Below are 21,033 nucleotides of genomic sequence, written 5' to 3' on the forward strand. Positions count from 1 at the left end.
CGGAAGTTCCGGCGGGGTAGGGGATCTTCTCGGCGGTGAAGGTGTCGTTGTCCTCGTCGACGAGCAGTGCGCCGTCGGCGCACGCGATCACCGCGCCGCGCCGGGTCTGCGCCTGCCCGCCCGGGTCCGGGCAGGACGGCGCCAGCGTCTGGGCCGGGCCGTTGTCCCGGGGCCGGACCTCGACGCGGTCCGAACCGGGGGTGGTGACCAGGAGGCGGCCACCGTACGGGAACGCTGAGCCGTTCAGCACCGGCCCGGGGCGTAATTCGCCCTCGTCGAGCGCCGGTCGGTCGGCCAGGGCGGTGGTGCCGCCGTCCAGGACGGCGGCGGTGAGCACGGTATCGCTGTGCGCGCTGCGGGCCGCACCGTCGAGAGTGCCCGGGCGGCGCGGCTGCGCGCGGTAATAGTGCACATGATCGCCGTGATCGACCACCCAGCTGCCGCTGTCCAGGACCGTCGTCCGCCGGCCCGCGGCCAGGTAGGCGTAGCGGCCGTCGCCGGATATCCGGGTGACGCCGGGAACCGGTTCCTGTGCCAGCACCTCCTCGGTGACCAGATCCAGAATCCGCACGTCACCGGTGTTACGGTCGGCGATCACCAGCCGCGGCTGGGCGCTCGCGCTCTCCTCCGCACCGGCGATATATCCGTGCGGGGTGGGCGGGGCGGCGGTATCGGCGGCGTCGTTTCCGCACGCCGCGACCGGGATCACCAGCAGCGCCGAAACACCCGCGCGCACAGCGGTCTTCCGTGCGAAGGGCCGGCTGCGCCGGGATGTCCGGCCCGCACCCGTCTCGCCGTCGCTGCCGCCGGTGCGGTTCCGTACCGCGGTGCGGACGCGGGCCGCGAACGCGGACAGGAAGAAGATTCCCACCGCCGTCGCCGCGATGGTGGCGCCCGCGGCGGTGCGGGCATGCCAGGAGATCAGCAGGCCCGCCAGGGTGGACAGCGAGCCGAATCCGGCGGCCAGCAGCATGATTCGCGGGATGCGGTGGGTGAAATAGGTGGCGGCGGCGGCCGGGGCGATCAGCAGCCCGAACACCAGCAGGGTGCCCACGATGTGGAAGGACGCGGCGATCGCCAGCGTGAGCAGCGCCAGCAGCGCGATCTGCGCACGATGCGGATGCAGTCCCAGTGTATGCGCCGTCCGCGCGTCGAAACTGAGCGCGACGAAGGCCCGGTGCCCCAGCGTCGTGACGGCCAGTGCGATCACCAGCGCGATCGCGAGGAACATCAGATCCCGCGGGCGCGTGGCGAGTACGTCCCCGAAGAGGAATCCGGTCAGATCCACCGCGAACGATTGCGAGCGCGATACCAGGATCACCCCGGCCGCGAGCATGCCGACGAACAGCAGGCCGATCCCGGTATCGGTGGACAGCCGCCGGTTGCGGCCGAGCACCGAAACGCCGGCCGCCATGGCCGAGGCGCTGACCAGCGCGCCGAGTAGCAGATTCCCGCCGAGTAACGCGGCCACCGCGACCCCGGGCAGCATCCCGTGCGCCATGGCCTCGCCGAGGAACGCCATCCCGCGGACGACCACCCAGGTTCCGGCGAGCGCGCACAGGCACGATACGAGCAGTCCGCCCCAGAGGGCCCGTTGTACGAAGGTCACCTCGAACGGGGCGATCAGCCAATCCATGAACAGAACTGTAAACTGATAACGATTGTCATTACAAGTTGGTTTCGGGAGTTGAGCATATGCAGACGGCGGATATCGAGATCTTCGGCTTGTCCGCGGGGTACCAGGGCACACCCGTATTGCACGAGGTCTCGGCGACCGTTCCGGGCGGCGGAGTGACCGCCCTCGTGGGGCCCAACGGCTCCGGGAAATCGACCCTGCTCGCCGTGCTCGCGGGCATCATCGGCCCGGTGCGCGGGACGATCACGCGCTCCGGCGCCCGGCGCCCGGCGCTGGTGGTCCAGCAGCAGGCGATACCGCCGACATTGCCGATCACGGTCGGCGAGACCGTCGCCATGGGCCGCTGGGCCGATCGGGGACTCTGGCGCCGCCTCACCCGGTCCGACCGCGCGGTGATCGCGGAGTGCCTGGACCGGCTGGATATCGCCGATCTCGCCGGCCGTCGGCTGGATACCCTGTCCGGCGGTCAGCGCCAGCGGGTCCTGCTCGCGCGGGCCCTCGCCCAGGAATCCGATCTGCTGCTGCTCGACGAGCCGACGACCGGGCTGGACTCCGCCTCGCACGCGGCGGTCGGCGCCGCCATCCGGGAGGCCGCGGCGGCCGGGGTCACGGTCGTGCACGCCACGCATGATCGCGACGACGCCCGCTGTGCCGACCACTGTGTGCTGTTGCGTGGCGGTCGTCTCGTCGATCAGGGGATTCCGGAGACGGTCCTGGCGACCGCGGGGTGACCGCGGCCGGGTGAATCCCGCGGCCGGGCCGGACGCGGCGTCGACCTCTGGTGCGACGATGAGAACATCATCTACTGTTTGTCTCATCGCTCACCCGTGGCGACGACGAGGAGGTCGGTTCGTGGATTCTGGTCAGCTGCCCCGGCCCGCTGTGTCGTGCCGAACCGGAATCCATCGACGGGAGCCGTAGTGCAGAACCGACCGACCGCAGCCGAACTGCTGGAATCGCTCGCCGAGCTGCTGGAGGAGACCCTGCTGCCGGTGCTGCCACCCGATCTGCAGCACCGCGCGCGCGTGGGCGCCAACCTCGCGCGCATCCTGGGGCGTGAGGCCGAATACGGTCCCGCCGCCGCGGCCCGGGAGCAGGAACTGCTCGACGCGGTGCCGCCCGGGGACGAGGAGGCGCTGTGGCGGGCGCTCACCGGGGTCGTCCGCGCCGATCTGTCGATCGCCAAACCCGGCTACGACAGCTGGGAGAACTCATGACCGCCGATCCGGTCCGCGGGCTCACCGACTACCTGACCGCCGAACTCGGCGCAGCGGTCGCGATCTCCGATTTCCAGTTCCTGTCCGCGGGCGCCCGCCGCCGCAATATCGCCTTCACCGCCACCACGGGGCAGACCCCGCGCCGCATGGTGGCCACCGTGGTGCCGCCCGAGGTCGAATTGATGCCGGTGGACGCCGAGGCCGGGGTACGTGAACTGGCACGGGCGAACGGAGTCCCGGTCCCGGCGGTCGTCGCGGTCTGCACCGACACCACCCACCTGGGCGAACCGTTCCTGATTTCGGAACATATCGACGGGGAGACCGTTCCGCGCCGGGTGCTGCGCGCGCTCGCTGCGTCCGGTGCGGCCGAATCGACCGCGCGGCAGTGGGGAGCCGCGATGGCCCGGCTGCACGGTATCGATCCGGCGGCCGCCCCGGAGTCGGTACCGGCCGCGGGTGCCGATCCCGCCGCCGAGCATTTCGCCGAGGTGGAAGCGGTCGTGCGTGCGCTGCTCGCCGACCGGCCCGTTTTCACCCTCGCGCTGCGCTGGCTGGAGAAACGGCTGCCCGGCCCGCCGCCGCGCCCGGCCCTGATCCACACCGATATGCGCAACGGCAACCTCATCGTCGGCTCGGACGGATTGCGCGCGGTGCTCGATTGGGAGGGCGCCCAGCGCTTCGGCGACCCCATGCGCGATGTCGCCTGGCCCGCCCTGCGGATGTGGCGGTTCCGGGAGGACGCCTGGGAATTCGGCGGATTCGCGCACCGCGAGACCTTCGTGGACGGCTACGAGAGCGCGGGCGGCGATTTCGATCCGGACCGCTACCGCTGGTGGAAGGTCATGGGCACCCTGTACTGGGGTGCCGGGCTGGCCCAGCAGGCGGCGGCCCATCTCGACGGAACGGTCCGGGATATCGTCATGGCCGCCAGCGGGCGCCGGGTCTCGGAAATCGAATGGGATCTGCTCATGCAGATCCGGCCGCAAGCGAACGCATAGGAGTCACCGTGGATTTCGAGCTGCCCGCCGAACTGAGCGCCTACCTGGGCGAACTCGACGAATTCATCGAGCGCGAGATCGAACCCCTGGAGCAGGCCGACGACAACATCCGCTTCTTCGACCATCGGCGCGAGGACGCCCGCACCGATTGGGACCGGGGCGGCCTGCCCAGCGCGGACTGGGAGGAACTGCTGGCCGAATCGCGCCGCCGGGCCGACGCCGCCGGTCACTACCGCTACGCCTTTCCCAAGGAGTTCGGCGGCCGGGACGGGACGAATCTCGGCATGGCGGTGATCCGCGAACACCTCGCTCGGCGGGGTCTGGGCCTGCACTGCGATCTGCAGAACGAGCACGCCATCGTCGCCAACAATGTCGGCCTGCTGCTGATGCTGGAATACGGTACCGAGGAACAGAAGAAGGTCTGGGTGGACGGTCTCGCCGCCGGCACCCGGTTCTTCGCGTTCGGGATCACCGAACCCGAGCACGGCTCCGACGCCACCCATATGGAGACCACAGCGGTCCGTGACGGCGACGACTGGATCATCAACGGCACCAAGACCTGGAACACCGGGGTGCATATCGCCGACGCCGATCTCATCTTCGCGCGCACCTCGGGCGAGGCCGGCGACGGGCGCGGGATCACCGCGTTCCTGGTGCCCACCGATGCCCCGGGATTCACGGTCGAGGAATACCTGTGGACCTTCAATATGCCCACCGACCACGCCCGGGTCTCGCTCACCGATGTCCGGGTCCCGGATTCGGCGATCTTCGGACGCGAGGGCCGGGGACTCGGCGTCGTGCAGCATTTCTTCAACGAGAACCGTATCCGGCAGGCCGCGTCCAGTCTCGGTGCGGCGCAGTACTGCGTGGATCGCGCGGTCGCCTACGCCAACGAGCGCAAACCGTTCGGTAAACCGCTCTCGTCCAACCAGGCGATCCAGTTCCAGCTGGTCGAACTGCACACCCAGTGCGAGATGCTGCGCGCGCTGGTGCACAAGACCGCATGGTCGATGGACACCTACGGCACCTTCGCGGTGTCCGAGCAGGTCTCCATGTGCAACTACTGGGCCAACCGGCTGTGCTGTGAGGCGGCCGACCGCGCCATGCAGGTGCACGGCGGGCTCGGCTACTCCCGGTACACGCCGTTCGAACATATCTACCGGCACCACCGCCGGTACCGGATCACCGAGGGCGCCGAGGAGATCCAGATGCGCCGGGTCGCGGGCTACCTGTTCGGATTCATGGACCGCGCGGTCGTGAAGGGTGTGGCCGCCGGGCAGCCGTAGCCATAACAGACCGGCTGGTCTGGTACCGGCGGGCCGTGCCACGTAGGTTGGGAGCGGCGCAGGCGGCCGAGCGGTGGACCGGCCCGGCCGCCGCGCGGAAGTGGAGGTAGCACCGATGAGCGCGCAGCCGCGCACGATCCTGGTGGCCAACCGCGGCGAGATCGCGCTGCGGATCCTGCGGGCCGCGCAGTCGCTCGGGATCGCCACGGTGGGTGTGCGGTCGGCGGACGACGAGGGCGCCCTGCACGCGGACCGCTGTGACGAGCTGGTGGTGCTGCCGGGCACGGGCCCCGCGGCGTACCTGGATATCGCGGCGATCCTGACGGCGGCCGCCGAGTCCGGGGCGGAGGCGATCCACCCCGGCTACGGGTTCCTCTCCGAGAGCCCCGCCTTCGCGCGCGCCTGCCGCGAAGCCGAGATCGTTTTCGTGGGGCCGTCGGCGGAGACGCTGGAACTGTTCGGCGACAAGGGCCGCGCCCGGCAATTGGCCGTCGAGGCCGGAGTGCCGGTACTGCCCGGCACCACCGGGCCGACCACGCCGGAGGAGGCCGCCACCTTTCTGGCGGCCCAGCGGGCGCCGGTCATGATCAAGGCGCTGACCGGCGGCGGGGGCCGCGGCACCCGGGTAGTCCGGTCGGCCGAGCAGCTGCCCGAGGCGTACACGCAATGCCGGGCGGAGGCACAGACCGCCTTCGGCAACGGCGACCTCTACGTCGAGCGCGTGCTCACCGGCGCCCGGCATCTCGAGGTCCAGCTGGCCGGGGACGGCAGCGGGGTCGTCCACCTCTGGGACCGCGACTGCAGCGTCCAGCGCCGCCACCAGAAGCTGGTGGAGATCGCACCGGCGACCGCGCTCGACGCCGGATTCCGTACCCGCGTGCTGGATGCGGCCGTCGCACTGGGCCGGGCCGCCGGCCTGCACGGGGTGGCCACGGCGGAATTCCTGGTGTTACCCGACGGCACCTTCTACTTCCTCGAGGTCAATCCGCGGCTGCAGGTCGAGCACACGGTCACCGAAATGGTCACCGGAACCGATCTCGTCCTCACCCAGTTACGTCTCGCCGCGGGCGCGACGCTCGCCGATCTCGGGCTGGACCGGCCGCCCGCGCTCTCCGGGAGCGCGATCCAGGTCCGGGTGAACGCCGAAACGGTCCGGCTGGACGGCACACTGGCGCCCGCGGCCGGCACCCTCACCGGATTCGAGATGCCCGGCGGGGCGGGGGTCCGGGTGGATACCGCCGGCCGGACCGGCGCACCGGTCAACCCGCGTTTCGACACCTTGCTGGCGAAGGTCGTGACACACCACCGCGACGGGTTCGCCGCCGCGCACCGGCTCGCGGTGCGGGCGCTCGCGGAGACATCGGTGGCGGGGGTCGCCACCAACCTCGCGTTCCTGCGCGCCCTGCTGGCGGATCCGGCGTTCACCAGCGGAGAACTCGACACCACCTGGGTGGACCGCGATCTCGCCCGGCTGGCCGCCCGCGCCAGGGAGATCGAACAGGCGGCGTCCCGGCCGGGGACGTCCCGGCGCGCGGCCGGCGCGGGGGAGGGGCATTCCTCTCCGGACGCGGTATCGCGCGGTGACGATTTCGGTGACCGGGCGATCCGGACCGCCACCGCGGGAGTCGTGGTGGCGCTGGAGATCGAATCCGGGGCGACCGTCGCGGCCGGTGCGACGGTCGCCGTGGTCGAGGCCATGAAAATGCACTATCCGGTGCGCGCCGAACGCGCGGGCACGGTCGAAACGGTCCTCGCGCAGGTGGGGGACTTCCTCACCGAAGGCCATCCACTGATCCTGCTCGGTCCACCCACCGGCGACGATACGACGGCCGAGGGCGTCGTATCCGGTGTCGCTGTAGACCATATCCGCGGCGACCTGGCCGCGCTCCGGGAGCGGCGGGCCAAACTGTACGACGCCGCCCGGCCCGAGGCGGTCGCCAAGCGGCACCGTCTCGGGATGCGCACGGCCCGGGAGAACATCGACGCGCTCACCGACAGCGGGTTGCTGGTCGAATACGGCGGGCTGGCGGTGGCCGCGCAGCGGGCCCGGCGCGAGATCACCGAACTCGAGGACCGCACACCCGCGGACGGGATCGTCACCGGCCTGGGCCGCGTCAACGGCGACCTCTTCGCCGCCGATCGCAGTACCTGCGCGGTACTGGCCTACGACTACACCGTGCTCGCCGGTACCCAGGGCTTTTTCAGCCATCAGAAGACCGACCGGCTGCTGCGGATCGCCCGCGCCCAACAGTATCCGGTGGTGCTGTTCGCCGAGGGCGGCGGCGGGCGTCCCGGCGACAGCGATCCGCCGATGGTGGCGGGCCTGCACTACCCGACCTTCGCCGCGATGGGCGCGCTCAGTGGTGTGGTGCCGACGGTCGGAATCGCCGCCGGACGGTGTTTCGCCGGCAACGCCGCCCTGCTGGGCACCTGCGATGTCGTGATCGCCACCGAGAACTCCACCATCGGGATGGCGGGCCCGGCCATGATCGAAGGGGGCGGGCTGGGCGTGTACGCGCCGGAAGAGGTCGGGCCCATCGGGATGCAGCGCCACAACGGTGTGGTGGATATCGTCGTCGCCGACGAGGCGGCGGCCACCGATACCGCACGACGCTATCTGGCGTATTTCCAAGGTGCCGTTGCCGATTACGAGGCCGCTGATCAGCGGTTGCTGCGGCAGCTGGTGCCCGAGGACCGCAAACGCGTCTACGATATTCGCGCCGTGATCGACACGCTGTTCGATATCGGCTCCGTACTCGAACTCCGGCGCGATTTCGCGCCCACCGTGCTCACCGCTCTCGCCCGGGTGGACGGGCGGCCGGTCGGTGTGATCGCGAACAATCCGGCCCTGCTGGGCGGCGCGATCGACGCGCCGGGCGCCGATAAACTCGCCCGTTTCCTGCACCTGTGCGATGCCTACGGGCTGCCGGTGGTATCGCTGTGCGATACCCCGGGATTCATGGTCGGCCCCGATTCCGAACAGCAGGCCGCGGTCCGGCATTTCCCGCGCCTGTTCGTTCTCGGGGGGCATCTCACCGTTCCGCTGGTGACCGTGGTCCTGCGGAAGGGATACGGGCTCGGCGCGCTCGCGATGTCCGGTGGCGGTTTCCACCAGACCGATATGATCGTCGCCTGGCCCACCGGCGAATTCGGGGGGATGGGCCTGGAGGGCGCGGTCCACCTGGCCTCGCGGGATACGCTGGCCGCCATCGCGGATCCGGACGAACGTGCCCGCCGCTTCGACGAATTGGTGGCCCTGGCCTACCGGCAGGGCAGTGCCGTCAATACCGCCGCCCATCTGGAGATCGACGATGTGATCGATCCGGCCGATACCCGCGATGTCCTGCGCGCCGTGCTGCTGTCCCGGCCCGGCCCGCCCCGGGACGGCTGGCGCAACAGCCTGCGCCGGACCGGTATCGACACCTGGTAGGAAGGACGCTCATGACCACTGCCCCGGTTCGGGTCGAACGTGACGGCCCCGTCTACACCGTGATCCTGTCCCGGCCGCAGGCCCGCAACGCCGTGGACGGACCGACCGGCGCGGCACTGTTCGAGGCGTTCACCGAGTTCGAGGCGGACGACAGTGCCGCGGTGGCCGTGCTGTGGGGCGAAGGCGGGACATTCTGTGCCGGGGCCGATCTGAAATCGGTCGGCACCGACCGGGCCAATCCGCTCACCGCCGACGGCCGCGCGCCCATGGGCCCGACCCGGATGCGGCTGAGCAAACCCGTGATCGCCGCCGTCGCCGGGCACGCCGTGGCCGGGGGACTGGAACTGGCGATCTGGTGTGATCTGCGGGTGGCCGCCGAGGACGCGGTCTTCGGTGTGTTCTGCCGGCGCTGGGGAGTTCCGCTGGTCGACGGCGGCACCGTGCGGCTGCCGCGGCTGATCGGTACGAGTCGGGCCATGGATATGGTGCTCACCGGCCGGGCCGTCACCGCCCCCGAGGCGCTGGCCATGGGCCTGGCCAACCGGGTGGTGCCGATCGGCACCGAGCGTGCGGCGGCCGAACAACTGGCCGCCGAACTGGCCCGTTTCCCGCAGGCCTGCCAGCGGCACGACCGGCTGTCACTGCTCGAACAGGACGGCCGCTCCGAGCGGGACGCGATGGCCAACGAATGGGAACACGGCATGATCTCCTTCGCCGCCGGGGCCGCGGCGGGCGCCCGGCGATTCGCCTCGGGAGCCGGGCGCGGGGGCTCGTTCACCGATCTCGGGTAGCGCCGGATCCGCCCCCGCTGCCGGTCTCCGGCGATATCAGCCGAGCCGCGGCACGACCTCGGCGGCGAACAGTTCCATCGTGGCGGCCGCCTGTTTCGCGCCGACCATGAAGACCACGGAGTCGATCCCCTCCGCGGTGCGTGCCGACAACAGGTCCGCCACCATCGCCGGGGTGCCGACGTAGCCCTCGTCGAGGCCGAAGGCCGCGTCGCCGTAGTGCCGCCGGGCCCGCGCCCGGACCTCCGGCAATTCGGCGTCGTCGGCGGCCAGCGCCAGGACGGCCTGGTGGGAACGGCGGATCGTCGCGGGATCACGGTCGATACGGGCGCATTCGGTCTCGAGCAGCCCGGTCAGGCGCCGGTACTCGCGGAGGCCGTAGGTCGGGATATTCCAGACATCGGCGTACCGGGCGACCAGCGGAATCGTGTACTTCGGCCCGACCCCGCCGATATGGATGGGCGGACGCGGACGTTGGACCGGACCGGGCACATTGGCGATATCGCGCACCTGATAATGCGTGCCCTCGAAGGTGGTGCGCGCCCCGGCGAACATGGAGGTGATGATCGCCAGCGCTTCACCCAGCCGCTCCGAACGTTCCGCGGCCCCGCCCCACGGCAGGCCCGCCTGCCGGTGCTCCTCGGCGATCGATCCGCTACCGAGCCCGAACTCCAACCGGCCACCGGAGATCACGTCCAGGGTCGTGGCCATCCGGCCGAGGACCACCGGATGCCGGAAGTTGTTGCACAGCACCAGGGCGCCCACCCGCAATGTCGTGGTGTCGCCGAGCAGCGCGGTCGCGGTGGTCCAGGATTCCAGCGCGGGATGGTCGGGCATACCCGGCGCGGCGAGATGATCGAACAACCAGAAGCTGCCGAATCCGGTGCGTTCGGCGGTACGCGCCAGCTCACGCAGGCGGGCGTAGTCCGAAACCAGTTGTGGTACATAGATCCCGAATCCCGGCACACTCACGCCGGGGATTCTGCCAGCCGGGGGCGGTTCGTATCGCCGGGTTGCCCGGATTCCGCGAATGGGGAGAACCGGCTCGACCACCTGCCCCAACGGCCATCCCCGGGTCGCGGCCGCGCCACTGCCGACCTGGGTCGCCTGCGCACCGCCGAGGTCGACGAGGCGCTCCCCGGCCTGCTGCGAGGTCTGCGGGTACGTCGGTCAAGACCCCGCCGAGGGATGAGCACTGCACCGCGAGGAGCAGCGCGGCCACTGGGTCGACCACCAGCTAGGACCGAGGCGTACCAACCGCCCCGGTTCTCGAGGGCGGACCGGGAGTTCTGAACGCCCCCGGCCCGACACTCCAGTATGCGACCGGAACCCGCTCCGCCGCAGGAACTTCTAGCCGACGACGGACTTCTCGTACATCATTGCCCAGTGGACAGGGCTATTGCGGTCATCGGCATCGCTTTGAGCGTGGCGGGCCTTGTCGTCGCTGCGCTCCAGTACTTCCAAGTAGACCCAAAACGAGTCATCCGGGCTGTCGGCTGGTGCCTGATAGTTTTCGGGGCTGGTGTTGCTTCTATTGGCCTCATGTTCTTCATCGCTGAACCGTCCTACTGGTTGTTGTGGCTACTCATGTTCATAGGCCCAGGCGGGCTTGCTGTATGGGGGGGAATTCGCCTTACGGAAGTTTGGTGACGTGACTGGATCTGCGGGTCGGTCGATCGGAAACGTTTCGCCCGCGGACCGTCTAACCGTTCACGACACCCGAACTGCGCCCAATACCCGCATGCGAACCGAGCGCGACCACAGACCCCGGCCCGACCGAGCGGGGCCGGGGCATTCATGTCCGGAACGGGTCGGCCAGCCGAACCGCGCGGCAGAGCTTACCGATCCGTCGACCGGCGAGCGATAGCCGCCATCAGCAAGTCTCGCGCATCATGGCCGGTGACGGCCTGCTTCGCCAGCACGTCGAACGCCCGACCGTATGTAGCGACCTCGCGCGGCTGGGTGATGGTCAACTCCGCGGTCACGTTCTCCACCATCACCATCCGGTTGTCGAATATCACGAAGTTGTAACTGGGCACTCGATAGTTGGCCTCGCCCGGCACGATCCCGAATACCACGCGAGGCATCCCGAGGACGGCGAGCAGGCGGTCCAACTGCCCGGTCATGGTCCGGTCGTCGCCGACCGTCGTCCGCAGCGCCTGCTCGCCGATCACGAAGTGGAATTTGTGGTCGCGTCGGTAGAGAATCTGCTGGCGTTCCAGCCGTTTCGATACGCCCTCGTCGACGTCGTTCGGTACGCCCTGAAACTCGATTACGTTCCGCAGGATCTCCTCGGCGTACTCCGCGGTTTGCAACAGCCCAGGTATGAGGAATGGATGAAACACGCGCATGAACTCGGTTTCGGCCTCGATCCGCAACGAATGCTGCTGTCGACGCTTGGTGCCTGAGCCGAGCAGACGCCGCCACTCCAGATACGCGTACTCGATATTGCGGACCGTTGCGACCAGGTCCGCCAACTCTTGTCCAGCGTCGGTGTGTGCGCACCAGGCACGGATGTCGGTCTCTGTGGGTTTGGTCTTGCCATACTCGATCTTGGAGACCTTCGTCTGGTGCCAGCCGGCGAGACGCGCCAGCTCGGTACCGCTCAACCCGGCATCCTGGCGAAGCTCCCGGAGCCGAGCCCCGAGAGCCTCCTTCGCCTCGTCGATCGAACCCGTCACCTGTCGGCGTACTCCCGCAGCGGCACCGCCATAGACCACACGCGCTCCTTCACAGCGCGAATGTAGGCGACGATCCCCGGGTCGGTAGTGACCGCCCCGCCGACCCACCGGCCACCGGGCTCGAACACCGTGAACGAGACCGCCGAGTCATCGAACAGCCACCAGTCGTCTGTGGTCAGCGCATCGGGGGCGATGAGATGCCGCGGCAAGTAGCGGACCTCTTCGCCGGCCTCAGCATTCAGCTTCGCCACATGCATCGCGTACCGGGTGTAGTCGTTGTGTGGTACCGACACGACCCGCGCCCTGTTCACTGCCACGCCCCGCGCGGTCGTCTCCTTGACATGGTCGAGCCAGGGTTGGAACCACTCGTAGCCCTCCGCCTCGCCCGCCAGGAAACGCACGAGCGGCGGGTAGTCGGGCGGGTAGTAGTTGTCCTTCACCTCGAGGTGGAACGCTTCGCGTTCGGCCTGCCGGAACAGGTCCAGAAATGACTCATCCTGCGTCAGCAGCATGGCCGTGGAACTTCCTTTCGGTCCGAGGTACCTCGATGCAGGTCTCATCCGGCTTGATATCCATCTGGGCCAGCGTCGAAGGGTCGGTCACCGGGGCGCCGCTGAGGTGGAATGTGCCGCGGCCGGTATCGATCAGCAACGCGCCGATGTATGTGTCGGGCTGGGCGAAACCAGTGAGCAGGTGGGGGATCTCGACAGTGCCTGGTGTGTCGGTCATCCATCCCTGCACTACGTAGCTGCACTGGTCGGTCGCGTACAGGCTGGGGCAGCCGCCACCTTCTGATCCGCCTTTGCCGAGAAACTGTAACCGCATGATTTGGTCTCCGATCGGTCCATGCGTGCTTATGCTCGCCATCGTTCGACTATCCCTCAGTTTTGCTGGGTCTGCTGTGCGATGGATATTTTCAAGCATGTTGGAGCATGCTCCTAGACCCGCATAGCTGAGGTTCTTACCGTCAGTGACAGTCACCCGGAAGTCGCGTCCGTGCCACTGTCGCCGACTCTCCGGGTGGCTTCCGAACCAACCCCTGAACCCGTGAGGTGACCCGCATGGGCGAGCCCTGTCCGCCGCTGCCGCCGAGAAGCCGGGCGATGGCCGCCGCGCTGCGCTACTGGCACAGCAGCCGCGCCCGCGACCGCTCGCTACTGGGACGGCTCGCGCAGGGATTACGCGCATTACCGGACGAATTCCCGGCGTCGCACTGCCGCAGCACTGTCCCGATCCGCGGGCAGTCGCACGCCTATCAGTTGATGGCGATCCACGCCCGGCACCGCTGCGGCCGCTACACCGAGGCGGTCCGGTTCGTCGGGGCGGTGACGACGACATGATCGGAACCGAGACAGCCCGCCCGGCCGGAGTGCACGCACCGGTCGGGGTCGATTTCACCCGCCCGAGCATGGCGCGGGTCTGCAATTGGATGCTCGGCGGGAAGGACAACTACGACCAGGACCGCAATGTCGGCGAGCAACTCGACCTCGTCGCGCCGAGTCAGACCGCGGCGGCGTGGGCTTCGCGGCAGTTCCAGCAGCGTGTCCTCCGCTATTTGATCGAGCACGCGGGGCTGCGGCAGTTCCTCGATATCGGCGCCGGCCTTCCGCTCCCGGCGCCGACCGACGTCAACACGCACCAGGCGACCAGCCACATGCGCACGCTGCCGGAGGCCGACAAGCCGACCGTCGTCTACGTCGACCACGACCCGGTCTGTCTCGCGCACGGCCGGGCGCTGCTGGAAACCATCGACCAGTCCCACTACGTGCAAGGCGATCTGCTGATCCCGGACCTGACCGCTTCGGAGGCCGCGACCTACCTCGAACCGGAGAAGCCCGTCGGTGTGCTGCTGTGCGGCATTCTGCACCACGTCGACGACGAGACCGATCCGGCCGCCGTGGTACGCGGCTGGGTCGACGTGGTCCCGGCCGGTTCGCATTTCGTGATCACGCATCAGTGGAACCCTGGCGGCGGGTCGCCGTTGGCCGAGGCGGCGGCGAGGTGCCAGGACCTGTATTGCGACCTGATGGGGTCGGCCTGGTTCCGCAGCCGCGAGGAGATCTTCGCCCTCTTCGATGGCTTGGAGCTGCTCGACCCCGGCCTGGTTGTGCCGGGGGAGTGGTGGCCGAGCGGTCCGGCGCGGAAGTTCCCGACTACCGCGGAAAGTCTTGTGCTGGCCGGGGTTGCTCGGAAACCGGCTCCGTAGGTGGCTGGTCCGGGGTGGTCTGTCGGGGTTCTTCGGTAGCGTTCTCGTCCGGGTCGGGTTCCTCGCCGGCTTCCCCAGGCGCGGAAACTTCCGATTGGCGGCTCGTGGCCTTCCTGCCTCGCGGCATTTCGTCTGGAATGAGCACAAGCAGGTAGAAGTTGACCAACAGGAGGATGGCGCCGAGAGCCGCTGCGCCCATGGCCCATTGAGAGGGCTCGTTCCCGTAGATCTCACTTGTCGCGATATTGATTCCGCCCCGGGTCAGGAACCCGATCGAGGCTCCATCGAGGATGGGCAGTAACAGGAAAACCCCAGCAGTAGAAGGCTTCCGAGGTCTCTCCGTGCCTCCTCCTACAGACGTGGATCGTGCACCAGACGGAAGTCGTGCAACCGCTCATGCCGGCCTCCCGCGGCCGTGAACTCCCGGCCGACGACCTCTCCCGCCGGGATATCGCAGTCCCGGCCCATCTCGGCCGCCGACAGGACGAGCGAGTCCCTGCGCTTGTGCCACGGCGTCACGCAGTACGCCTTGTCGCCGACGGTCAATGCCACGTAGACCGGCACTCGGCCATCCGGCAGCACTTCGTAGTCGTCGCCGATCGGGGGTGCGTCCCAGTCCAGGCCGTAGAAGTCGTCGCTCACCGGTGATCCTTCCTCGTGGGCTCGATTATCGCCCCAGATCACTTGTAAAAGGCCACTGGCCGAGCGCAGTCACGGTGGCCCTCGACTCCGGTCGCTCCACCCGCACGCTGTCTCGGGCAAGGAACCGGGTCAGTCGCGGCCGGACAGGCGGCCGGTTTCGAGGCGGCGTGCCCGCCTGCCGACCATCTTGGCGATCAGCGGGAAGAGGAGGACCGTGGTCGCTCCCGCCGCGACCAGGGTGGACGCCAGTTCCGGTGTGATCAGGTCGGACCGGGTCGCCACCTGGGTCACCGCGACGATGATCGGCAGACCGGTCGCCGCGTACAACGCCAGCTGGACCCGTTCGTGCGGGTATTCGAGATTCGCCCCGTGCGGGACGAATCGTTCGCTCACCCATACCGTCGACCCGCGCGCGAGCGCGATGGCCACGACGAACACCACCCAGGTCACCGGCTTCGCGGCGACCGCGGCCGGATCGATCCCCATGCCGGAGACCACGAAGAAGATCGGGATGAGCACCCCGTATCCGATGGTCTCCAGCGATTCCTGGACACCGGGGTGGGTCTCGGCGACCAGCCGGCGCAGGATCAGGCCCGCGGCGAACGCGCCGAGCACCACGTCCAGGTCGAACACCTCGGCCACCGTCATCAGGATCAGCAGGAGCAGGAACACCAGCCGCACCGGCAACTGGGTGGTCCCCGTGGCCAGTGCGGCGATCAGGCGTTCGGCGCCGGGCCGGCGGGCCAGCATCCGCTGCGGAACCCAGGCCAGCACCGCCGCGGCGATCGCGAACAACAGCAGGACCACCAGCGCGGCGACCGGGCTGTGCCCGGACAGCAGCAGCGACATCGCCAGCACCGGACCCAGTTCGCCGACCGCGCCGTGCGCCAGGACCGCGCGGCCCAGCGGTTGTTCCAGAATCCCGTCCTGTTTGACGATGGGCAGCAGCGTGCCCAGAGCCGTCGACGTCAGAGCGATGGCGACCGCGATCAGCGCCGTGAAACCGGCGTCGGGGGCGGCGAACCACACCAGCAGCAACGCCAGCACCAACCCGGCCAGCCAGGTGAACCACGCGGTGCGGCCCGGCCGGCCGCGTAGCAGCCGCGGGTCCAGTTCGTATCCCGCCAGCAGGAACAGCATGCCGAGCCCGAGTTCGCTCAGCAGTTCGACCCCGCCCGCCGTACCCGCCAGGCCCGCCGCGTACGGACCCAGCAGGATTCCGGCCCCGAGCAGGAGCACCACATCGGGCACCAGCCCGCGCAGCAACCGGGACAGCAGCGGCGCGGTGACCGCGACGGCCGCGATCCAGCACAGCGAGACGATCGCCGGCGGTCCGGTGTCCACGGGGGCCGCCGCCAGCGTCATCGGCTCATGGTCGCATCCGGCGGATCACCCGGTGCGCGCCGACACGGTCGCGAAACGATCCCGTTCCCGTGCCGGCGCCGCGTTACGCCGCGCGGATCAGCTCCGGGCGGGATCCCAGGTCGCCAGCGCCCAGATGATCACCACATCGAGCGCGATGATCAGGATCGACCACAGCGGGTAATGCGGCAGCCACAGGAAATTGGCGACGATCGACAGGCAGGCCAGGCCGATGGCGACGATCTTCGCCCAGGTGGCACCGGTCATCAGGGCCAGCGAGGTGAGGATCAGCAGGATGCCGAACACGATATGAACCCAGCCCCAGCTGGTGAGGTCGAGTTCGTAGACATATTCGGGTCCGGCGACGAAGACCTCGTCCTCGGCCAGGGCGGCGATCCCCTGGAAAAGGGTGATGATGCCGGCCGTGAGCAGCAGGGCGGCCGCCGCGATGGAGGCGCCGGTCGCCACGGCCTGTTTGGTCGTATCGTCGGCGGGGGCCGCGTGGGCGCCGGTGGTGGCGCCGGGGACGGTGGATCTGCCGGCGCCGGGCGCGGCGGGCTGGGTGGTCATAACAGCTCCCTTCAGGATGGGAGGGGCCACACCGGACCCTGAGAACTGATCGCCGGCGACGCCCTCATACGCCACACTTCGATTCCCTTGTTCAGACCGTAAATTATGCCACTGTCCTGGTGTTTCTCCCAGAATGGAGCCGCGGCCGGGCCGCGTCGGAATTTCCGCGAGGATTTTTTCGCGGAGCTGTCGATCCGGCGGGCGGCCTGTTCGACCTATGGGTGAAAGGGTCACCCGGACCCCGCCGAAACGAGGAGACACGATGAAATACATGCTGATCATGCGCGCGACCGATGAAGCTTTCGCGCAGATGGGCGAGATCGATTTCGACGAAATGCTGGCAACCGTGGGTAAGTTCAACGACGAACTGATCCGGGCCGGCGTACTGCTCGCCGCCGAGGGCCTCGAGGACGCCGCCGAAGGTGTGGTCGTCGATTACTCCTCGGCGGACCCGGTGGTCACCGACGGCCCCTACGGCGAGACCAAGGAACTGTTCAACGGGTTCTACATCCTCAATGTCGCCTCCAAGGAGGAGGCGGTCGAATGGGCCAAGCGGATGCCGGTGACCGGCCCCGGCTTCAAAACCGAGATCCGCCGGGTCCCGGTGATCGACGAATTCCCGCAGGACAACGTCTGGATCCAGAAGGAGCGGGCGTGGCGCGAGGCCACCGGCCAGCTCTGATCGCCGGCGGTGGCACACTACGAAGGCCGTGAGGCCGTGGCCGCGGTGTGGCGGATCGAATCGGCGCGTATCGTCGGCGCCCTCGCCCGCTACACCGGCGATTTCCCCCTCGCCGAGGACCTGGCCCAGGAGGCACTGGCCGAGGCGCTGGTGACCTGGCCGCGCGAGGGGGTACCGCGAAATCCGGCCGGCTGGCTGCTCACCGTCGGCCGGCGGCGCGCCATCGACGGCTTCCGGCGCCGCGCCGCCCTCGACGACCGCTATGCCGCCTTCGCCCGGGAACTGGGCGAAGGCGGCATAGCCGCGGGCGGCGCACCCGCCGGTGCGGACGAGGAGGTCCTGTGGGATCCGGACCGTATCGACGACGACGTCCTCGCCCTGATGTTCCTGTCCTGCCATCCGGTGCTGGCACCCGAAGCGCGGGTGGCCCTCACACTGCGGGTGATCGGCGGTCTGACCAGCGATGAGATCGCCCGGGCGTTCCTGGTGCCGACCGCCACGGTGCAGGCCCGGATCACCCGCGCGAAGAAAACCCTGGCCGCGGCCCGGGTTCCGTTCGAGATCCCGCCGGTGGCCGATCGCGCCGACCGGCTGGTCTCGGTGCTGCGGGTGGTCTACGTGATCTTCACCGAGGGGTCGTCGGCCAGTTCCGGAACCGATCTCATCCGTTTCGACCTGGCCGCCGAGGCCCAGCGGCTGGCCCGGGTCCTGGCCCGGCTGGTGCCCGACGAACCGGAGGCACACAGCCTGCTGGCGCTGCTGGAGCTGACCGCGGCCCGGTTCCCGGCCCGCACCGGTGCCGACGGCGAGCCGATCCTGCTGGAGAACCAGGACCGGCGGCGCTGGGATCGGGCCGCGATCGCCCGGGGTCGCGCCGCCCTCGCCCGGGCGGAGCGGGCCCGGCGGGGGCTGGGAATCTACGGGCTGCAGGCGGCGATCGCCGAATGTCATGCCGTGGCACCCTCGGTGGCCGAGACCGACTGGGCGCGGATCGTGATCCTCTACGAGGCCCTGGGGCGGCTGGCCCCGTCGCCGGTGGTGGAGCTCAACCGGGCCGTCGCGGTCGCCATGGCGCAGGGGCCGGGCGCGGCGCTGGTGCTCGTCGACGAACTGGCGGCCACCGGCGCGCTCGCGAATTCCCATCTGCTGCCGAGCGTGCGGGGGGAACTGCTGTCGCGGCTCGGCCGCGATACCGAGGCCCGTGCGGAATTGACCGAGGCGGTGGCCCGCTGCGGTAACGACCGGGAGCGGGCGGTACTGGAACGCAAGGTCGAATCGCTCGGGCGGCGACTGTGACCACGGGTCCGTCCGGTGACGCCGTGCTTCGGAGCACGCGCCGGATCCGGACGGCCCGGATCAGCCCGCCGCGGCCGCGGTCTCCCGGCGAACCTGCTCGGCCAGATGCGCGGGCATGCGGTCGTGCCGGAGGTAGGCGCGGGTGAACCGGGCGACGCCGTGGGTCAGCGCGCGCAGTTCCACGGTGTAGCGGGTGAGCTCGGACTCCGGTACCTCCGCGTGGATCGCGCTGCGGCCCGTCTCGGCGGGTTCGGTGCCCAGGATGCGGGCCCGATGCGCGGAGAGATCGGTCAGCACCGCGCCCAGGTGTTCGTCCGGTGCCCGCACCCGGACCCGGGCGATCGGTTCCAGCAGGTCGATCCGGGCGCCCGAGGCGGCATCGCGCAATGCGAGCGCGCCCGCGGTCTGGAAGGCGGCGTCGGAGGAGTCCACCGAGTGGGCTTTCCCGTCGAGAAGCGTGACGCGCACGTCCACCAGCGGATTTCCCGTCGCCACTCCGCGCGCGGCCTGCGCCCGGACCCCCTTCTCCACCGAGGTGACGAACTGGCGCGGCACCGCGCCACCCACGACCTTGTCCACGAACTCGATTCCCGATCCCTCCGGCAGCGGTTCCACCTCGATCTCGCAGACCGCGTACTGGCCGTGCCCGCCGGACTGTTTCACATGACGGCCCCGCCCGGCGGCCCGGCTCGCGAACGTCTCCCGCAACGCGACCCGGCACCGCTGTAGTTCCACATCGACGCCGAACCGGTCGCGCAGCCGCTCCAGTGCGACGTCGCGCTGTGCCTCACCGAGACTCCACAGCACCAGCTGTCCGGTGTGGTCGTTGTTCTCCACCCGCAGTGCGCGGTCCTCGGCCACCAGGCGCGCCAGGCCCTGCGGCAGTTTGTCCTCATCGGCCTTGGTGCGGGCGCGGACCGCGGTGGGCAGCAGCGGTTCCGGTACCCGCCACGGCTCGATCAGCAGCGGCGACCCGGTGCCGGAGAGCGTGTCCCCGGTTTCGGCGTGGCCGAGTTTGGTGACGTTGGCGATATCACCGGCCACCGCCTCGTTCAACGGCCGCTGTTCCCGGCCGAACGGCGCGGTGATACCGCCGACGCGTTCGTCACCGGAATCCCGGCCGGGGCCGCTGATATGGACCGTATCGTCGGCGTGCAGGGTCCCGGAGAACACCCGGACCAGCGATACCCGGCCGACGTAGGGGTCCGCGGAGGTGCGAATCACCTCGGCGGCCAGTTCCGCCGCCGGGTCGCACCGCAAGACCGAAGGCCGCTGCCCGTTACCCGGGCGTACGGCCGCCACCTCGTGTTCGGCCGGGGTGGGGAAGCCCGCGGTGACGAGCTCCAGGAGTTCGACGGTGCCCAGGCCCTGGCGGCCGGAACCGGTGGCCGGCGCCGCGAAGAGCACCGGATGGAAGCTGCCGCGTGCCACCGCCCGCTCGAGATCCGCGACCAGGGTGGCGAGTTCGACGGGTTCCCCGCTCAGGTACCGGTCCATCAGGGTTTCGTCTTCGCTCTCGGCGATGATGCCCTCGATGAGCCGCTCCCGTGCCCGGTCGAAGAGCGTGTCGTCGCCCGGGGCGGTATCCGCCCATATCCGCTCGCCGGTCGAATAGTCGGCGGTGCGCTGTTCGAGCAGTTCGATCAGCCCGGTCGCCGGGCGGTGCCCGTCGGCGCTCGCGGGCCCGTACACCGGCAGATGCAACGGGAGGACGTTCTCGGACCCGCCGCCGCCCAGCAACTCCTGGCAGGTCCGGGTCATCTCGTCGAACCCGGCCCGGGCGGTATCCAGGTGGGTGAGCACGATGGCCCGTGGCATCCCGGCGCTCGCGCATTCCTCCCAGAGTGCCCGCGACACCCCGCCAACCCCCTCGATCCCCTCGGCCGCCGACACCACGAACAACGCGGCATCCGCCGCCCGCAACCCGGCCCGCACCTCGCCCAGGAAATCCGCGTATCCGGGAGTGTCGATCAGGTTGACCTTCACCCCGCCCCAGTGCACCGGCACCACCGACAGTTGCACGGACCGGTGCCGCCGCCGCTCGATCTCGTCGTAGTCCGACAGCGATGTCCCGTCCTCGACCCGGCCCACCCGGTTCACCGCTCCGGTGGCCAGCGCGAGGGTGTCCACGAGAGTGGTTTTACCGGCCCCGCTGCCGCCGACGAACACCACGTTCCGGATGTCCGCCGGGCGCCGGGCGCCATTCGCCTTCTCCACCGTGACTCACCGTCCTCGGCCT

General features: G+C 69.6%; 19 protein-coding genes. 10 read left to right on the forward strand and 9 right to left on the reverse strand.

Going from position 1 to position 21,033, the window contains the following annotated elements:
* On the reverse strand, positions 1-1,636 hold a 1,636-nt coding region (gene aztB / locus ACWDU1_RS00765; protein WP_449994613.1), incomplete at its 3' end, for a zinc ABC transporter permease AztB.
* Positions 1,637-1,695: 59 nt separating this feature from the next.
* Between aztB and aztA the strand changes: the two genes are divergently transcribed.
* The 6 genes from aztA (at position 1,696) to ACWDU1_RS00795 (ending at position 9,358) form a co-directional block, all read left to right on the forward strand.
* Positions 1,696-2,367, forward strand: coding sequence for a zinc ABC transporter ATP-binding protein AztA (gene aztA, locus ACWDU1_RS00770; RefSeq protein WP_449994614.1), 672 nt, complete (start codon positions 1,696-1,698; stop codon positions 2,365-2,367).
* A gap of 189 nt (positions 2,368-2,556) precedes the next feature.
* The gene (locus ACWDU1_RS00775) at positions 2,557-2,853 is read left to right on the forward strand and encodes a DUF6285 domain-containing protein (protein WP_449994616.1); all 297 of its coding nucleotides are present in this window, start codon (positions 2,557-2,559) and stop codon (positions 2,851-2,853) included.
* Positions 2,850-3,851, forward strand: a complete 1,002-nt coding sequence (locus tag ACWDU1_RS00780; RefSeq protein ID WP_449994618.1) for a phosphotransferase family protein — start codon at positions 2,850-2,852, stop codon at positions 3,849-3,851. Before ACWDU1_RS00775 ends, ACWDU1_RS00780 begins: the two co-directional genes overlap by 4 nt.
* A gap of 8 nt (positions 3,852-3,859) precedes the next feature.
* Positions 3,860-5,137 (forward strand): acyl-CoA dehydrogenase family protein, encoded by a 1,278-nt coding sequence (locus tag ACWDU1_RS00785; RefSeq protein ID WP_449994620.1) that lies wholly within the window; start codon positions 3,860-3,862, stop codon positions 5,135-5,137.
* Between the two features lie 115 nt (positions 5,138-5,252).
* Positions 5,253-8,567 (forward strand): carboxyl transferase domain-containing protein, encoded by a 3,315-nt coding sequence (locus ACWDU1_RS00790; protein ID WP_449994622.1) that lies wholly within the window; start codon positions 5,253-5,255, stop codon positions 8,565-8,567.
* An 11-nt stretch (positions 8,568-8,578) separates the two neighbouring features.
* Positions 8,579-9,358, forward strand: a complete 780-nt coding sequence (locus tag ACWDU1_RS00795; RefSeq protein ID WP_449994624.1) for a crotonase/enoyl-CoA hydratase family protein — start codon at positions 8,579-8,581, stop codon at positions 9,356-9,358.
* Positions 9,359-9,394: 36 nt separating this feature from the next.
* Here ACWDU1_RS00795 and ACWDU1_RS00800 read toward each other — a convergent pair whose 3' ends face one another.
* From ACWDU1_RS00800 to ACWDU1_RS00815, 4 genes are all read right to left on the reverse strand, one after another.
* A complete protein-coding gene (locus ACWDU1_RS00800) occupies positions 9,395-10,327 on the reverse strand; it encodes an LLM class flavin-dependent oxidoreductase (RefSeq protein ID WP_449994625.1) in 933 nt (310 codons plus the stop codon).
* Positions 10,328-11,193: 866 nt separating this feature from the next.
* Positions 11,194-12,036, reverse strand: a complete 843-nt coding sequence (locus ACWDU1_RS00805) for a helix-turn-helix domain-containing protein (protein WP_449994627.1) — start codon at positions 12,034-12,036, stop codon at positions 11,194-11,196.
* A complete protein-coding gene (locus tag ACWDU1_RS00810) occupies positions 12,033-12,548 on the reverse strand; it encodes a DUF6879 family protein (protein ID WP_449994628.1) in 516 nt (171 codons plus the stop codon). The genes ACWDU1_RS00805 and ACWDU1_RS00810 overlap by 4 nt, the downstream gene beginning before the upstream one ends.
* Positions 12,529-12,960, reverse strand: coding sequence for a hypothetical protein (locus tag ACWDU1_RS00815; protein ID WP_449994630.1), 432 nt, complete (start codon positions 12,958-12,960; stop codon positions 12,529-12,531). Before ACWDU1_RS00815 ends, ACWDU1_RS00810 begins: the two co-directional genes overlap by 20 nt.
* A 137-nt stretch (positions 12,961-13,097) precedes the next feature.
* Here ACWDU1_RS00815 and ACWDU1_RS00820 point away from each other — a divergent pair, with 137 nt between their 5' ends.
* Positions 13,098-13,376, forward strand: a complete 279-nt coding sequence (locus ACWDU1_RS00820; RefSeq protein WP_449994632.1) for a hypothetical protein — start codon at positions 13,098-13,100, stop codon at positions 13,374-13,376.
* Positions 13,373-14,242: an SAM-dependent methyltransferase gene (locus tag ACWDU1_RS00825; RefSeq protein ID WP_449994634.1), complete on the forward strand. Its 870-nt coding sequence runs from the start codon at positions 13,373-13,375 to the stop codon at positions 14,240-14,242. The genes ACWDU1_RS00820 and ACWDU1_RS00825 overlap by 4 nt, the downstream gene beginning before the upstream one ends.
* A 351-nt stretch (positions 14,243-14,593) precedes the next feature.
* On the opposite strand, the gene ACWDU1_RS00830 is transcribed toward ACWDU1_RS00825, so the two are convergent.
* The 3 genes from ACWDU1_RS00830 to ACWDU1_RS00840 all read right to left on the reverse strand — a co-directional run bounded on the left by ACWDU1_RS00830 (position 14,594) and on the right by ACWDU1_RS00840 (position 16,816).
* A complete protein-coding gene (locus tag ACWDU1_RS00830; protein WP_449994635.1) occupies positions 14,594-14,884 on the reverse strand; it encodes a hypothetical protein in 291 nt (96 codons plus the stop codon).
* A gap of 129 nt (positions 14,885-15,013) precedes the next feature.
* Positions 15,014-16,249, reverse strand: a complete 1,236-nt coding sequence (locus tag ACWDU1_RS00835; RefSeq protein WP_449994637.1) for a cation:proton antiporter — start codon at positions 16,247-16,249, stop codon at positions 15,014-15,016.
* A gap of 96 nt (positions 16,250-16,345) precedes the next feature.
* Positions 16,346-16,816 carry a DUF7144 family membrane protein gene (locus ACWDU1_RS00840; RefSeq protein WP_449994639.1) on the reverse strand — a complete coding sequence of 157 codons (471 nt, stop codon included), beginning with the start codon at positions 16,814-16,816 and terminating at the stop codon, positions 16,346-16,348.
* A gap of 262 nt (positions 16,817-17,078) precedes the next feature.
* Between ACWDU1_RS00840 and ACWDU1_RS00845 the strand changes: the two genes are divergently transcribed.
* Positions 17,079-17,498: a YciI family protein gene (locus ACWDU1_RS00845; RefSeq protein ID WP_449994640.1), complete on the forward strand. Its 420-nt coding sequence runs from the start codon at positions 17,079-17,081 to the stop codon at positions 17,496-17,498.
* A gap of 9 nt (positions 17,499-17,507) precedes the next feature.
* Positions 17,508-18,794, forward strand: a complete 1,287-nt coding sequence (locus ACWDU1_RS00850; protein ID WP_449994642.1) for an RNA polymerase sigma factor — start codon at positions 17,508-17,510, stop codon at positions 18,792-18,794.
* A 60-nt stretch (positions 18,795-18,854) separates the two neighbouring features.
* Here the strand turns inward: ACWDU1_RS00850 and ACWDU1_RS00855 are convergent, their stop codons facing one another.
* Positions 18,855-21,011, reverse strand: coding sequence for an elongation factor G-like protein EF-G2 (locus ACWDU1_RS00855; protein ID WP_449994643.1), 2,157 nt, complete (start codon positions 21,009-21,011; stop codon positions 18,855-18,857).
* Between the last annotated feature and the right edge of the window lie 22 nt (positions 21,012-21,033).

The organism is Nocardia sp. NPDC003345 (assembly GCF_053589395.1).